Raw genomic sequence first — 14,803 nt, 5'->3', positions numbered from 1 at the left:
CAACTTAACATGCATACGATGACATCTACTTCAGTTTGGCTTGTGGGCGCTGGCGGTATGGCGCTTGACTATCTCAAGGTTCTGCGTGCGCTTGACTGCCAAATCACCGTAATTGGCCGCGGGGAAGAGTCTGCCCGCAAGTTCGAAGCGCAATGCGACCATCCTGTGTTCAGCGGTGGCCTGGAGACATTTCTCTCGTCGCGCCCTCTCGTGGCTGATGCTGCCATTGTGGCGGTGGGCGTTGAGGCGCTCGCGGCGACTACGATGAGCCTGCTGCAGGCTGGCGTACGCCGAATCTTGCTTGAAAAGCCGGGAGCCTTGAACCGCACCGAGATTAAGACTCTGGAGGCCGAAGCTCGTGCACGAGGTGCCGAAGTAATAATTGCCTACAACCGGCGTTTCTTTGCCTCGACCTTGGCAGCGCAGCAAATGATCAAGGAAGACGGTGGAGTGCAGTCGTTGAATTTCGAGTTCACAGAGTGGGGGCACGTGATTGAGGGTCTGACCAAGGCACCGGGAGTGAAAGAGGCTTGGCTACTCGGCAACTCTACACATGTCATAGATTTGGCCTTCTGTCTGGGCGGTGAGCCAAGTGAACTGCAAGCGTTCACTGCTGGGGCGTTGCCTTGGCACCCGAGTTCCGCGGTGTTCGCAGGTGCTGGCCGCACGGTTGGTGGCGCCTTATTTTCCTACCAGGCCAACTGGGGAGCCCCCGGACGCTGGGGCGTCGAGATACTCACTAGCCAACGTCGTCTGATTTTCCGACCGATGGAAGCACTGCAGGTCATGCGCCGTGGCTCGGTCGGCATTGAACCTGTTGCTCTTGATCTCGCTCTTGATCAAGCCTTTAAGCCTGGCCTGCACGAACAGACTCGTCGATTCCTTACGGGGAATTTAGATGGCATGTGTAGCCTGGCTGATCAGGTGCGGCATTGGCCGCTATACGAGCAAATTGCTGGTTACGCCCATGCCTGAAATGACAAGCATACCGACCGTGCTCATCCTGACCGATTCACTCGCGTTTCCCCGCAGAGAACCGGAGGTTGTGACGTACGAGCAAACTTGGGTGGCACTGCTCAAGCGTCGTTTTCCGGATGTTGATTTCGTCCATTGTGGGCGAGGTGGTGCCACTATCGGAGATCTGTTCAAGCATAGCGCCTACTATCACGGTACGATCAAGCCAGCCTTGGTTCTTGTACAGTCTGGAATCGTAGATTGCGCGCCACGTGCGCTTTCGGTGATTGAGCAGCAGGTGCTACAACGTCTGCCAATTGTCGGTTCATTGATCCTGGCGCTTGTCCGCAGGAATGCGGCGATGCTGCGCCGGTGGCGCAAAATGAGCTACACATCGCTTGCCAGTTACGAAGCTTCCGTTCAAGCCTTCGAGCATCTGTTCGCCAACGTGCACTGGGTTGGCATTCTACCCGTTGACGCCGAGTATGAGTCGCGCGTGCAGGGTATTGGTGCTGCAGTCGATCGCTACAACGCAGTCCTGCGGAGTAGGAACTACATATCTACAACTGATTTCAGCCCGAGCGATATTATGTCTGATCATCATCATTTGAACGCGGATGGGCATTGTCGTCTCGCTACCCGGGTAGCGGAAACGGTCAAATTTGTGGTGCTGGATGGCGGTGTGCCGAAGGAGAGCCATGCAAGACCCTGTGAGAATAGCGGGGACGTAGTTCTGTGACGAACGTGACCAACAAAGCCATACCTACATTGTCTGCGCCGTCCAAGTCGCTGGGCGGGGTGGTGCGCCAGATTGTCAATCAACTGGGTGTAGCAGTCGCAAGCAAGCTGGTTCCCATCGCAACAATTTTTTTGTATAGCAGGATGATGGGAGTGGCTGACTACGGCGTGCTCAACATATTCCAATCCTACTTGTGGATTTTCGCGCTGGTGCTATCACTGAATCTGCATGTTGCCATCGGCCGCTACATTTATCTCCCTGAAGCTGCGTTCGAAAGCTTTTTGGGTACAACATTGTTGTCGGTGGGGGCTGTGTTTGTTGTCGGCAGCATTGCGATTATGGCTTTTGCAGAAGTCACAAGCGTAACGCTTGGCCTGCCCCAGTTACTGCTGCCGTTGATGTTGGTGACCGTCGCTGGTCAAATCGTTGAGTCGCTGATGACCCAGATTGCGATTCACGATCAGCGGGGTGAATTACTGTTGCGTATCGTGGCTGGCAAGGCTGTGGTTTCACTGAGTTTGAGTTTGGCGCTTCTGTTGGTATGGGGTGGTGACAAGTTCTTCGCAGTGTTGCTGGCCGATGCTTTCGCAAGCTTAATATTGAGCGTTGTAGTGCTCGTGCTGCTGCGGAGTCGCATCGAATGGACGTTGCGACCAGATCATCTGACATATATGGCACGATATGCTCTGCCCCTGGTGCCATATATGTTGGGGTTGACGCTACTTTCGCAGTTTGACCGGGTGATCATTGATCGTTTTTATGGGAAAGAGGCCACAGGTCTTTATAGTCTCAGCTATAACGTTGGCGTTCTGCTGTTGATGGTAGTCACAGCGGTTCTCAATGCCTTCAACCCATCGTTTTTCACGGCGTTAAACAAGGGAGATCACGATCGGATAAACCGGGATGCTCGCCTCATCTTTGCGTTGGCTTTAGTGCCGACTGTAGGGATTGTGCTTTTTGGTCAGCAGCTATCGTCATTCGTCTTGCCTGCGCGCTACGTTGAAGGGTTCACACTCATTCCCATCGTAGCACTAGGTGGGCTATGCTCTGTTGTTTTCCAAATATGGGTGCGCGTGCTTGCATATTTTCACAAGACGGCAACCATCTCTGCAATCACTATCTCCTGCGCGGCACTCAACATTGGTCTTAACCTCTGGCTGCTTCCCTTATTCGGCTGGAAAGTCGCAGCCTGGACCACAGTAGTGGCCTATTTCGCCATGACCGTGTTTTGCCTCGGTGTGGTCAACGTCTGTCGTCTGCTGCCGCCGGTGATGCCATGGCGTGAGGCACTCTGGATATTGTCCGTGCTGGTGCTGGTGCTTGTGAATATGCAACAACCATTACACGATGTGTTGCGCGTAGGGGTGTTTTTTGTCGTCGTCTGGTTAGTTCGACGTGACCTTCTGAGTTTGATGCATAGGGAAGTAAGATGATTCAGTTGGGAAACATTACCAAGTTGCTGCTATACCTCCTCGTATTGCTACCCATGACCTTCCTTATGGCTGTGGCACCATGGGGCAGTGCCTGGTTGTCACTTATCGTCGTGTGGACATACTTGATGTATCGGCCGCGGAACGTGCTGCACCCGAACAACATGGTGTTTGCGTTTTATGGTCTATATATCGTCCTTTCGAGCACGCTCAATCTCGTGCTTTACCTGATTGATTGGGACTATGTTTTGCCCTGGGGGCAGCAGGTTTTTTGGGAAACCATGTCGCTCACGCTGCTATTCCAGGCGGAGTTCACATTTCTTGTGCTGTTCTTCGGACTGTACTGGTTCTGCAAGGACTCGCACCAGCCGCGAGCCAGGTTCAGAGAGAATATCGAAGTTAAGCCTGCTTGGCGCAATGGGCTGGCAGTTCTGTCCGTCGTGCTCGTTTTTCTGTTTATGCAATCAACGGCTGGTCTGGACGCCTGGATCACGGATTACAGCTACACCTATCTTGCCAAGCGTGAAGGGCATGGGCTTCTTAACGTGATCATCATCACACTGGGCAATGTTACGGTGTTCCTATTCGGGCTTGAGACCCAGCGTGCGCGACGCAAATGGCCTATTTTGCTTGTGGCACTCTTAGTCATGATGACGTTGTCGTACATCGGCGGGATCAAGAGCCGCTTTATCTTTTTGCTGATTATCTTCCTGTCGCCTTGGTTTATGACTATGAAGTTTCGACTGGGGACGATCATCGGTCTAAGCGTATCGTTCTTTGTACTCTTATACCTAGGTACATTGATCCGTACGGAGGGATTCTACGCGTCGACTCCTTTTTTTATCGAAATGCTGGTTGGCTACTTCAATGCATTTCAGTTGCATGACTGGATCGTGACTAGTCGTGATCCAGGCTTCTTCCAGACGGTGTGGCAGGTTTTCGTTAAGCCGCTGCAGATTTTAGGGGTGCTGTCGCCTGATGCGAGTTTCGACATCAGCGTCATGCTCACCAAGGAGTTTTTCCCAGAACAATGGGAAAACGAGCATGCTACCCAGCAGTGGCCGCTGGACACGGAACTCTACCTCAATTACTATGGCGCACTGTTGTCTTGGCTGCCGCTAACGATGTACGCAGCTCTGCAGGGGTGGCTTTATCGACATGCTGTATTGAGAGGCAATCTCTACTTTATGCCCATCTACGTGATGGAGTTTCAGCGCATATTCAGTACACTGCGGGGCACCCTAATTCCATGGGAAACGCCCATCTACGTGGCCCAGTATTTATTAATTTACCAACTCTGTCGCATGGCTATCAGGCAGTATCCGGCAACGAGTTCCGGTGAGTCGGTGTGCGGGCTAAAACGTGATACTAGGTCATGATTGAGCGAACAATGAACATATCCGGGTCTTTTAGAGCACAGTCGCCTGCAGCACCATGGCGATTGGTTGCCGATGCGTTGGAAAACGAACGTGCGCTGGATGTTAAGTACCGCGCGGTCTCTACAATGTTACCGCTTAGTGGTCCGGTACCAAACTTCAAGGTGATGAAGCAGCTTGCGCTCCAAGCGCAATTTGGCTGGTTCTATCCCTTGCTGATTGCTGTGGCACCGATAGCTGTCTTACTGGCAGCTCCTTGGCAATGGCTCTTGCTGCTGATCGGCGCGGCCGGCAGTCAGCGACAGGCGTTGCCGGAGCAAGCCTGTCGGGTATTTGCCACGACTGATAGCAATCTCACGGTCATTGATGCAGCGCTCGATTCGGATCCTCGAATTGCCACCTTGCCGCGTTATCAAATCCGCTTCGACCCGAGAGCCATGGGCGCAGAGATCGGTTGGTCGGGTTGCGCATCGGCTATGCGTGCACACCTGCGCTGGCTGTTATACGCGCTTACACGCCCCGCCGGTGTGCGCCGTGACCTGCTGCTGCATGGTCGTGATGCACTCGCGTTGCTAGGCCTGGCGCACCTTGCGCGCCAGGCGGGACACATCTTTGTCACCGACGATCATTATCAACGCTGGGCTCACGTGTTGTCGCATGCCGCCGCAGACTTCCGGATCGTCCAACACGGCTTTCTTGACGAGGAACTTGTGCTTCCACACGCGGGGGGCTGCGTAAGTTGCCTGTATTTGCGCGACGTCTTGTTCCATGCATCATTCGAGCGCTATTACGGCATCAACGAGTACCGGCTCTTTTCGTCCTCGGCCAGCTTCGCTCAGACGCCGCTGTCGGGAGATGCCCTGTTGCTGGCATCCTCGTTCCCGTCGATCGACGAGGAAATCAAGCTGCTGGATGCCATACGGGAATCTTGCGGGGATATCCCAATCATCGTTAAGTTTCACCCTGTTCATCGCTACGACGCGCGCCGAGAAAAGTTGGCTGCGTATGCAAGCTTGGTCTACGAGGGAGCAGGTAATCCGGGCTGCAGAATCTTTGTCAGTCATGGATCGTTCATGGAGTTCGACTATCGGCGGCAAGGCATCGCTACAGTTTCGATCGCACGCAGCGGCAGTGTCGCGGTTGCAGTCGACGAGATTCGTTCTTTCCTAGCCCACCCCGTCTCAAAGGAGCAAAACACGAGATGACAGTCATCGAGTTTCAGGACAGCGGACACGTGCCAGAGGAAATCGTCCATTTCTACAGCGACGAGTTGCTGGTAGCGTCGACCCATCGCCGGGTCATCGTGCAGAGTTTGCACGGTGGCCGCGTGGTCATCGAGTTTCCTCGCACCAAGTTCGATGTGCTTGGCATATCCCGGCTCGCACGCCGGGCGCTGCGACTCGACAAGTGCAATGTCTTCCCGCTCGACCCGCAGGGCAGGTCGCTAATACTGATCCGACAGGGAGTTGCGTACAAATATGATGAGCACAACGGCCTACGCCAGACGCTGACACTGCGCCAGTCGAGGAATGTGCTTCATACTGATTTCTGCCAGACCAAATCCGGTCGGCTCCTTTTCGGCGAGTATGGTGCGAATGCAGAGCGGCAGCCGATCCCGATCTATGCCTCCGATGACAACGGTGAAAGCTGGCACATCGCTTATCAGATTCCCGCTGGCAAGGCTAAGCATGTACACGGCGTCTATGCCGACAAGTACACGGAAAAGATCTGGATCTTCACGGGCGACGCGGACGGTGAATCATGGGTGATTGAGGCGAACGAGAATTTCTCCGAAGTGCGCTACCGAGGCGACGGTAGCCAGATATATCGAGCATGCACAGTGTTCTTCACTCCCGATAAGGTTGTCTGGGCGATGGACAGTCCGCTACAGCCGTCCCAGACCGTCCACTTCGATCGCCGGACTGGTGACGTTGAGCTTCACGGCTCCTTCCCCGGACCGATCTGGTACGGACTGGAAGTGCCAAATAGCGGCTACCTGTTAGCCTCGACCGTCGAGCCAGGCGACTCGGTGACTGGGGACGAGGCCGGTATTTATTTCAGCGAGAACCTGGTGACTTGGTCCAGGCTGGCAGCCTTTACCAAAGACCGTTGGCCTATGGGGCTGTTCAAATTTGGTGTCATTGGTTTTTCTCGCAGCGAGCGCTCTGACGGCTCATTCTTTATTTTTGGTGAAGCCCTGAAAGGGCTGGACGGCAGGGCACTCAGATGCAAGATCAAACAATAAAAATCGACGCTCGTGTTGGCCATTTGCATTTCATTGACGACGCCACTGGGGATGTTATTCGCTCATATGGCGGCAGGATCGAGGGTGTACTCGATGGCAAGAAGTTTTCGGTGATTGTCGGCAAGTCTTGGCTGAATCTGCTTTCCCGGATTCGTGTCGTCAGCCGTTTGCTCCGTATTCACCGTATCAACGTACTTCGGGTTTCGAAGACTAAGCTCCTGATCATCTACATGAATGAGGTCTTCGTCTACGAACTCCCGACTAGGACACTGACCAAGGTGTATCGTTTCCCGCTGACTCATTACGTCCATACGCAATCGATTTCGGTGCATGAAGGGCGGATTGTTATCGGTGAATATGGCAACATCGGCAGGAGTAAATCGGTTGGCGCACTCATCTCACTCGATGGCGGAACGACCTGGAATTACAAGAGCCTATTCGAGCAAGGGCTCGTGAAGAATATTTTGGCCATTAGATATGATGTGCACGACCAGCATTACTGGATATTCACCGGAGACAGCAACAGCGAATCCGGTATCTATCTGTTTGACCAGAATTTCAAACTGCAAAAGACAGTCGGTATAGGTTTGGCATTCCGTGCTATCAGTTCGTTCCATCTCGCGGATAAGGTAGTTTGGTTGACCAACAATCCGTTTGGGACATCGAAGGTGCAGACCTACGACCGCAGCTCAGGAACGACCAGCACAGGGCAATCGTTGCCGGGGCCCGTGTGGTACAGCACTCAGCTTGGCACAAACGTCTATTGCTGCACTGCGGCTGAAGACGTCGCCGGCGATGCTGGTGACCACGTCTACGTACTGCAATCTTGCGATTACATTCACTGGGATGTGCTGTACCAATTCAAGAAAGACCGCATGAACAAGAGGCTGTTCCTGTATGGGCTCGGAACCTTTCCTCAAATGGGCGAGACCAACTCAATGGCTTATCTGAACCTGGATGCGGTCGAGGACTTTGACGGTTGCGTCATTCAATTTAAATGCCCCGTTGTTTCCTTTTTCAACAGCGAGTTACCATGAGCGTTCCATTACCCGATACCATGAATCCCACGCGGCTGTTTTCCCTTTTGACTGACCCTGCCTGGGAGCACGATGCTGCTGTGTTAGCATTTTCCGACGGAGCCTACGAATATCTGCTTAGATTCTGCGAGGTCAACCGAAATGGGTTGATCGAGCGCATTGAGAAAGCAGGTGTCAGCTTTCCGACACCGATCCTGATTCATCGTATCAGCCGATTGCTCCTGAATAAATGGGATCAGGAAAAAGACTTCCGTTTTCTAAACTTGCTCTACAAGTTCAAAAAGAAGCGCTACTTAGATCATTTTCCGAATGATGCGGCGAGTAACGCGCTGCGGGTCCAACTGGATCAGACCTTGAGCCGGGAGCTCAGCCATGATTGAAAGAAAAGGTGTTCTTATTCTCTCAGCCTCCAGTTACAGCGCGTTTTCTATCTCTGTACTGAAACTGCTGCTTGACCAAGAGGTTCCCATCCGGGGAGTGATGATCCAGAAACTGGTGGATCGCAATCGTCTGCTGAAGGAGCTGAAAAGTTCCGGTTTGTCCATCTTCGGTAAGATATTCAAGAAGCTGATTCTTCAGAGGTTAGGCATCGGCAAGAGCCTGCAGGATGGATTCAGCACGTATTACAAGACGCTCGGGAAGCAGTCTTCCTCGCTGATCGAACTGTGTGAGCAACACGGGATACCGTACAAGTTCACCTCCGATTTCCATGCATCCGATAGCCTGCAATTCGTCGAGGACTCCAACTGTGCTTTGGTAGCCTTCACCGGCGGGGGGTTGATCCGTCAGCCACTCATCGCCAAGGCGGGGATTGGCGTTCTGAACTGCCACATGGGCATCCTCCCTAAATACCGGGGAATGGACTGTACCTATTGGTGCTCACTAAATCGAGATTGCAACAATATCGGTTTCACTGTGCACCTGATGGATACCGGTGTAGATACGGGACCAATCTTCAAAACCCATCACGTCGACGTTAGCCAGATGCAGACCGTTGAGCAGGCGGTGTTTGAAATCGAATATAAGATGGCACCGGCCATGGCCGATGCAATTGGCAAGATCGTCCGCGGTGACGCTACCTTTACGCCCCAGAATATGGGGGAGGGACGTCAATACTTCACTCTTTCACCCGAATGCCTCGATCTCTCTCGCAGGCTATTTAATGCATAAGGAATAAGGCGCGAGCCATGAAAAATAATAGTAAATATCAGATTTGCACACGCTGCATTATGGATACGTCTGACCCAACCATCGAGTTCGATCATGATGGTGTCTGCGGTTACTGTAAGAATTTTGACAACAACATTCTCCCAGAATGGAAATCGGGAGTTGGGCGATCGTCCGAACTTGAAGCACTGCTGGGACGTATTCGGGAAGATGGGAAAGAACGTGAATTCGACTGCATCCTCGGACTGAGCGGAGGTCTCGACAGTGCCTACCTCGCACACGTGGCTGTCAAGGAGTTCGGTTTGCGGCCTCTTCTGTTCCACGTCGATGTTGGTTGGAATACGCGCGGCTCCGTGTCCAATATCGAGAAGATTGTCGACGGTCTGGGTATGCATCTGTATACTGAGGTGGTGAACTGGAATGAAATGAAGGATCTCCAGCGATCTTTCTTCCGTTCAGGTATTCCAGATCAGGATTACCCACAGGACATCGCCTACATCTCAATGCTGTACAAGTTCGCTCGTCAGCACAAAATCAAATACATCCTGAATGGAGGCAATTTCTCGACCGAATGCTGCCGGGAACCTGAAGCCTGGGGAGGGTATCTCGGAGTCGACAAGTGGCTCGTCAATTCCATTCATGGGAAATACGGCTCTATTCCGCTGGACACTTTCCCTCTGGTAGATATCCTGCGTTACAAGATACTATACAAGTACATGTACAACATCACTTCCGTTTATCCGCTGAATTACATCCCGTACTCGCGTCAATTGGGGGAGTCAACGCTGGCAAGTCTGTATGGCTGTGAACCCTTCCAACACAAGCACCATGAATCGGTTTTCACTCGTTTTTACGAAGATTACTGGCTGCCCAAGCGATTCGGATTCGAGAAGCGCCGCGCGCATTTTTCCAGTCTCATCATGACCGGTCAGATGACGCGCGACGAAGCGTGTGACCGTATTTCGCGACCGGAGTTGAGCGAGGAGCAGCACAATAGCGACTTTGAATATGTGGCCGAAAAGCTTGATTTTTCCGTGGAAGAATTCCGCCAGATATTCGAAGCGGAGCGTCACACTTATCGGGACTTCCGCAACAAGCGCGACCTGATCATTGCCGGGGCGCGACTGTTGCGCATGATTGGACTGGAAAAGAGGCTGTTCTAATGATTATGATCGTCGATTATGGGGTCGGGAATATTCAGGCCTTCATGACCCTGTTCAAGCGTATTGGGGTGGTGGCCACTAGGGCTCGGGCCCCAGAGGACCTTGAGGGCGCTAAACGCTTGATTCTGCCAGGTGTTGGCCATTTCGACACCGCCATGACCCTGCTCGACCGATCGGGCATGCGTCCTCGGCTTGAGCAGATGGTACTGGAAGAGCAGGTGCCTGTGATGGGTATCTGCGTCGGTATGCAGATGCTGGCCAGTGGTAGCGACGAAGGTGAGCTGCCCGGCCTGAACTGGATACCCGGACGCGTCAGAGCTTTTGCCAACACACCCGCTTCGCAAAACCTGCCTATGCCTCACATGGGCTGGAATGACCTGAAGATTCGTTCAGGCAACAAGCTATTTAATAGCTTCGAACCTGAACCCTGCTTTTATTTCTTGCACTCGTACTACTTCGATGCTGACGACAAGAATGACGTCGCGGCGACTGCTGAGTACGGCCTTGAATTCGACTGCATCGTGTCGCGCGGTCACATCCACGGCGTGCAGTGTCACCCTGAGAAGAGCCATCACTTTGGTGCGCAACTCTTGAAAAATTTTGCGGAGCTTTGAACCATGCTGCGTCCACGCATTATTCCCTGTCTGCTCATCCACAAGGGCGGGCTGGTCAAGACCCAACAATTCAAAGCGCCGAAGTATGTTGGTGATCCCATCAACGCCGTCAAAATATTCAACGATAAAGAAGCCGATGAGTTGGTTGTGCTGGACATTGATGCCACAGTCAACAAAGTAGAGCCCGACTTTACCTTGATCGCCAAGCTGGCTGCGGAATGCCGCATGCCACTTTGCTATGGCGGCGGCGTGACCACTGCAGCGCAGGCGGCTCGCATCATTGACATGGGTGTTGAGAAGGTGGCTGTGAGCGCTGCTGCCATCGCCAATCCCGCGCTGCTGACGGAAATGGCGGCAGCTGTGGGACGACAGTCAGTCGTCGCGGTGGTGGATGTGCGCAAGCGTACCGGATTGTTCGCCAAAGGGTATGAAGTGTGCACCCATAACGGCAAGGTAAGCCACAAACTGGATCCAATCGCGTTGGCCAAGCAGTTGCAAGACGCCGGTGCTGGCGAGATCGTGGTGAATTCGATCGATAGAGATGGTCAGATGCAAGGCTATGACCTGGAGCTGGCCGCGCAATTCAAGCAGGCCTTGAAGGTGCCTGTGACCTTTTTGGGGGGCGCCGGATCACTCGATCATTTAGGCGAACTGGTCTCCAGATTGGGTGTTGTAGGAGCTGCCGCAGGCAGCCTATTCGTTTTCAAAGGTAAATATCGTGCGGTATTGATTAACTACCCCACGCCCGAGCAAAAGAAACTGCTCTGTCACGAAGCACTAAAGAGATAAATAATGAACGTATTCCAAGACAAGGTGTTATTGATCACTGGCGGGACCGGCTCGTTTGGCAATGCCGTTCTGCGCCGTTTCCTGAATTCTGATTTGCGTGAAATTCGCATCCTGAGCCGCGATGAAAAGAAGCAGGATGACATGCGCAAGAAGTACAACAGCCCCAAGCTGAAATTCTACATTGGCGATGTGCGCGATCCGCAGTCAGTGATGAATGCAGTGCGGGGAGTGGACTACATCTACCACGCGGCAGCGCTGAAGCAGGTGCCATCCTGCGAATTCCACCCGCTTGAAGCAGTCAAGACCAATGTGATGGGCACGGAGAATGTGTTGGAGGCCGCTATCCAATGCGGCGTCAAGCGCGTGGTGTGCTTGAGCACGGATAAGGCCGTGTACCCCATCAACGCAATGGGTATCAGCAAAGCGATGATGGAAAAGGTGGCTGTCGCCAAGTCCCGTTCGAGCAGCAGCACCGTGATCAACGTGACGCGTTATGGCAATGTGATGGCTTCGCGCGGCTCGGTGATCCCGTTGTTTGTAGACCAGATTCGGTCGGGCCAGCCTATCACCATCACCGATCCGAGCATGACGCGCTTCATGATGACGCTGGACGATGCTGTGGATCTGGTGCTGTATGCCTTTGAGCATGGCCAGCCTGGTGAGATTTTCGTGCAGAAGGCTCCAGCGGCTACAATCGAGGTATTGACCCAGGCTCTGACTGACCTTTTAGGTCAACCTGAACATACAGTGCGTGTGATTGGAACCCGTCATGGCGAAAAGCTTTACGAGGCTTTACTGAGCCGGGAAGAAATGGCAGCCGCTGAAGACCTGGGCGGCTATTATCGCGTGCCGCCGGATTTGCGCGATCTGAACTACGGCAAATTTGTCGAGCAGGGTGAAGTCAGGATTTCTGAAGCCACTGATTACAACTCGCACAATACGACGCGCCTGGATGTGGCTGGTATGCAGGCTCTGCTGTTGAAGCTTCGTTTCATGCAAGCGATTGTGCGTGGTGAACACGTCGAGCTGGAGGAATAAACTATGAAAGTATTGGTTACAGGTGCCAATGGTTTCATTGGTAAAAACCTGGTGTTACGCTTGCGCGAACAGGCCGGTACAGAGGTGCTGACTTTTGCACGCGGAGATACTGATGCCGTGTTACAGGCGGCTCTGGCGCAGGCCGATGCCATTATTCATTTGGCCGGTGAAAACCGCCCAGCATCACCCGATGCGTTTGCAACAGTCAATGCAGGCTTGACGCGGCAAATTTGCGAGGGTCTGCGTGCTGCGGGACGGTCGACTCCTTTGCTGCTCGCTTCGTCTGCTCAGGCTGCGCAGGACAATCTCTATGGCCGCAGTAAGCTGGGTGCAGAGCAGGCCGTGGAACAGTTAGCTACCGATCACGGCAACCCGGTGGCGATCTATCGTTTGCCTGGCGTTTTTGGCAAATGGTGCAAGCCCAACTACAATTCTGTGGTGGCGACTTTTTGCCACAACAAGGCAAATGATCTGCCGGTGCAGATCAACGATGTAAGCGCACGTATCCGTCTGGTTTATGTCGATGATGTGATCAATGCTTTTTGGACTTTGCTAGCGTCACCCTGGGCGGGTGTGGTGCGCCCGGAAGTCGTGCCTGAATACAGCATCACCTTGGGCGAGCTGTCCGAGCAGATCGATGCCTTTAAAAACTGCAGGAGCACGCTGATATCCGAGCGTGTTGGCACGGGGCTGACACGAGCGCTGTATGCTACATATGTAAGCTATCTGCCCAAGGACAAGTTTGCCTATGATGTGCCGGCTTATGGCGACTCTCGCGGCGTATTTGTTGAAATGCTTAAGACACCGGATGCAGGGCAGTTTTCCTTTTTTACCGCGCACCCTGGCATAACCCGTGGTGGGCATTATCACCATACCAAGACAGAGAAGTTTTTGGTCATCAAGGGCAAGGCCAGGTTTGGCTTCCGGCACATGCTGACCGACGAGGTGTATCACCTGGAAACCGAAGGAGCCAAACCTCAGGTCGTGGAGACGGTACCCGGTTGGACACACGACATTACCAACGTGGGCGATGACGAGATGGTCGTCATGCTCTGGGCAAATGAAATTTTTGATCGTGCCAATCCAGACACGATCGCTAGCAAAGTTTGATGATGAAAAAACTTAAAGTCATGTCGGTCGTGGGTACACGACCAGAAATTATTCGCCTTTCACGTGTGTTAGCTGCGCTGGATCAGCATTGCGATCATATCTTGGTGCACACAGGGCAGAACTATGATTACGAATTAAATCAGGTTTTTTTTGATGACCTTTCAGTTCGCAAACCTGATTACTTTCTGAACAGTGCAGAGGGAAGTACCGGGGCTGCAAATACGATAGGTAACTTAATTACTGCTGTAGATCATGTATTGGCCGAAGTCAAACCAGATGCCATGCTCGTGCTTGGAGACACCAATAGTTGCCTTTCCGTGATCCCGGCAAAACGACGTAAGGTTCCTATCTTCCATATGGAAGCTGGGAATCGTTGTTTTGATTTGCGTGTGCCAGAGGAGACTAATCGTCGTATTGTAGATCACACATCAGACATCAATCTGACCTACAGCACAATTGCACGCGATTACCTGCTGCGCGAAGGTCTGCCACCAGATCAAGTCATTAAGACAGGTAGCCCGATGTACGAGGTGTTAAATCATTACATGCCACAAATTCAGGCGTCTGATGCGTTGAAGCGCTTAGGGTTGACAGAGTCTCAGTATTTTGTTGTGAGTGCTCATCGTGAAGAAAACATTGAGTCAGACCGGAGTTTTTCTAAACTGGTGCAAGTACTGAATGGCGTCGCTGAAGATTATAAGCTGCCCGTCGTAGTGTCTACGCATCCGCGCACTCAAAAACGAGTGGATGCGACAGGATCGACGTTCCATCCTAATGTTCGCCTCTTGAAGCCGCTTGGTTTTCATGACTACGTGAACTTGCAAATGCATGCTAAGGCCGTATTGTCTGATAGTGGCACCATCAATGAAGAGTCTTCAATTTTAAATTTCCCAGCGTTGAATCTGAGAGAAGCGCACGAGCGTCCAGAGGGAATGGAAGAAGCTGCTGTAATGATGGTTGGATTGGAGCTTGAGCGAGTTCGACAGGGTTTAGCAATTTTGCAAACTCAGGCTCAGGGTAAGGAGCGCACTTTGCGTTTGGTGGCTGACTATAGCATGCCAAATGTGAGCGATAAGGTCGTTCGTATCATCCACAGCTATACAGACTACGTAAAACGGGTTGTCTGGAAACAGTATTAATA

Annotated in this window: 15 protein-coding genes; all 15 read left to right on the top strand. The window is 52.6% G+C overall.

Translation table 11 applies throughout. The features are described from left to right. Positions 1 to 9 precede the first annotated feature (9 nt). The 15 genes from H8K47_RS13330 to wecB all read left to right on the top strand — a co-directional run bounded on the left by H8K47_RS13330 (position 10) and on the right by wecB (position 14,801). The gene (locus H8K47_RS13330) at positions 10 to 975 is read left to right on the top strand and encodes a Gfo/Idh/MocA family protein (protein WP_222612797.1); all 966 of its coding nucleotides are present in this window, start codon (positions 10 to 12) and stop codon (positions 973 to 975) included. Further along, a complete protein-coding gene (locus tag H8K47_RS13325) occupies positions 968 to 1,693 on the top strand; it encodes an SGNH/GDSL hydrolase family protein (RefSeq protein WP_186881906.1) in 726 nt (241 codons plus the stop codon). Before H8K47_RS13330 ends, H8K47_RS13325 begins: the two co-directional genes overlap by 8 nt. Further along, entirely contained in the window at positions 1,690 to 3,126 is a 1,437-nt protein-coding gene (locus H8K47_RS13320) for a lipopolysaccharide biosynthesis protein (protein WP_186881905.1), read from the top strand. Before H8K47_RS13325 ends, H8K47_RS13320 begins: the two co-directional genes overlap by 4 nt. A 65-nt stretch (positions 3,127 to 3,191) precedes the next feature. After that, positions 3,192 to 4,502 (top strand): hypothetical protein, encoded by a 1,311-nt coding sequence (locus H8K47_RS13315; protein WP_186881904.1) that lies wholly within the window; start codon positions 3,192 to 3,194, stop codon positions 4,500 to 4,502. A 77-nt stretch (positions 4,503 to 4,579) separates the two neighbouring features. After that, positions 4,580 to 5,704, top strand: a complete 1,125-nt coding sequence (locus H8K47_RS13310) for a hypothetical protein (RefSeq protein WP_186881903.1) — start codon at positions 4,580 to 4,582, stop codon at positions 5,702 to 5,704. Beyond that, positions 5,701 to 6,744, top strand: a complete 1,044-nt coding sequence (locus tag H8K47_RS13305; RefSeq protein ID WP_186881902.1) for a hypothetical protein — start codon at positions 5,701 to 5,703, stop codon at positions 6,742 to 6,744. Before H8K47_RS13310 ends, H8K47_RS13305 begins: the two co-directional genes overlap by 4 nt. Then, a complete protein-coding gene (locus H8K47_RS13300) occupies positions 6,726 to 7,781 on the top strand; it encodes a hypothetical protein (RefSeq protein WP_186881901.1) in 1,056 nt (351 codons plus the stop codon). The genes H8K47_RS13305 and H8K47_RS13300 overlap by 19 nt, the downstream gene beginning before the upstream one ends. Next, on the top strand, positions 7,778 to 8,161 hold the full coding sequence (locus H8K47_RS13295; RefSeq protein ID WP_186881900.1) for a hypothetical protein: 384 nt from the start codon (positions 7,778 to 7,780) through the stop codon (positions 8,159 to 8,161). Before H8K47_RS13300 ends, H8K47_RS13295 begins: the two co-directional genes overlap by 4 nt. Further along, on the top strand, positions 8,154 to 8,951 hold the full coding sequence (locus tag H8K47_RS13290; RefSeq protein ID WP_186881899.1) for a formyltransferase family protein: 798 nt from the start codon (positions 8,154 to 8,156) through the stop codon (positions 8,949 to 8,951). Before H8K47_RS13295 ends, H8K47_RS13290 begins: the two co-directional genes overlap by 8 nt. A gap of 17 nt (positions 8,952 to 8,968) precedes the next feature. After that, the gene (locus tag H8K47_RS13285) at positions 8,969 to 10,111 is read left to right on the top strand and encodes an N-acetyl sugar amidotransferase (RefSeq protein WP_186881898.1); all 1,143 of its coding nucleotides are present in this window, start codon (positions 8,969 to 8,971) and stop codon (positions 10,109 to 10,111) included. Then, positions 10,111 to 10,725: an imidazole glycerol phosphate synthase subunit HisH gene (gene hisH / locus H8K47_RS13280; RefSeq protein WP_186881897.1), complete on the top strand. Its 615-nt coding sequence runs from the start codon at positions 10,111 to 10,113 to the stop codon at positions 10,723 to 10,725. Before H8K47_RS13285 ends, hisH begins: the two co-directional genes overlap by 1 nt. 3 nt (positions 10,726 to 10,728) lie before the next feature. Further along, a complete protein-coding gene (locus H8K47_RS13275) occupies positions 10,729 to 11,514 on the top strand; it encodes an AglZ/HisF2 family acetamidino modification protein (protein ID WP_186881896.1) in 786 nt (261 codons plus the stop codon). A gap of 3 nt (positions 11,515 to 11,517) precedes the next feature. After that, a complete protein-coding gene (locus H8K47_RS13270; protein ID WP_186881895.1) occupies positions 11,518 to 12,552 on the top strand; it encodes a polysaccharide biosynthesis protein in 1,035 nt (344 codons plus the stop codon). Positions 12,553 to 12,555: 3 nt separating this feature from the next. Next, entirely contained in the window at positions 12,556 to 13,662 is a 1,107-nt protein-coding gene (gene wbjC, locus H8K47_RS13265; protein WP_186881894.1) for a UDP-2-acetamido-2,6-beta-L-arabino-hexul-4-ose reductase, read from the top strand. Between the two features lie 2 nt (positions 13,663 to 13,664). Further along, positions 13,665 to 14,801 carry a non-hydrolyzing UDP-N-acetylglucosamine 2-epimerase gene (gene wecB / locus H8K47_RS13260; protein ID WP_186881981.1) on the top strand — a complete coding sequence of 379 codons (1,137 nt, stop codon included), beginning with the start codon at positions 13,665 to 13,667 and terminating at the stop codon, positions 14,799 to 14,801. The last annotated feature ends 2 nt before the right edge of the window (positions 14,802 to 14,803 follow it).

Source organism: Cognatundibacterium rugosum, from assembly GCF_014284365.1.
Classification (GTDB): domain Bacteria; phylum Pseudomonadota; class Gammaproteobacteria; order Burkholderiales; family Burkholderiaceae_D; genus Undibacterium; species Undibacterium rugosum.
Note: the sequence above shows the minus strand (reverse complement) of the source record. Positions and strands in the feature narration are given on the sequence as shown.

Bases quoted from the DNA above. Each gene is read 5' to 3' on its own strand.
- wecB (WP_186881981.1), top strand. From the start codon at position 13,665: ATGAAAAAACTTAAAGTCATGTCGGTCGTGGGTACACGACCAGAAATT.
- H8K47_RS13285 (WP_186881898.1), top strand. From the start codon at position 8,969: ATGAAAAATAATAGTAAATATCAGATTTGCACACGCTGCATTATGGAT.
- H8K47_RS13275 (WP_186881896.1), top strand. From the start codon at position 10,729: ATGCTGCGTCCACGCATTATTCCCTGTCTGCTCATCCACAAGGGCGGG.
- H8K47_RS13315 (WP_186881904.1), top strand. From the start codon at position 3,192: ATGGCTGTGGCACCATGGGGCAGTGCCTGGTTGTCACTTATCGTCGTG.
- H8K47_RS13295 (WP_186881900.1), top strand. From the start codon at position 7,778: ATGAGCGTTCCATTACCCGATACCATGAATCCCACGCGGCTGTTTTCC.
- H8K47_RS13300 (WP_186881901.1), top strand. From the start codon at position 6,726: ATGCAAGATCAAACAATAAAAATCGACGCTCGTGTTGGCCATTTGCAT.
- H8K47_RS13290 (WP_186881899.1), top strand. From the start codon at position 8,154: ATGATTGAAAGAAAAGGTGTTCTTATTCTCTCAGCCTCCAGTTACAGC.
- H8K47_RS13325 (WP_186881906.1), top strand. From the start codon at position 968: ATGCCTGAAATGACAAGCATACCGACCGTGCTCATCCTGACCGATTCA.
- H8K47_RS13305 (WP_186881902.1), top strand. From the start codon at position 5,701: ATGACAGTCATCGAGTTTCAGGACAGCGGACACGTGCCAGAGGAAATC.
- hisH (WP_186881897.1), top strand. From the start codon at position 10,111: ATGATTATGATCGTCGATTATGGGGTCGGGAATATTCAGGCCTTCATG.
- H8K47_RS13330 (WP_222612797.1), top strand. From the start codon at position 10: ATGCATACGATGACATCTACTTCAGTTTGGCTTGTGGGCGCTGGCGGT.
- H8K47_RS13270 (WP_186881895.1), top strand. From the start codon at position 11,518: ATGAACGTATTCCAAGACAAGGTGTTATTGATCACTGGCGGGACCGGC.
- wbjC (WP_186881894.1), top strand. From the start codon at position 12,556: ATGAAAGTATTGGTTACAGGTGCCAATGGTTTCATTGGTAAAAACCTG.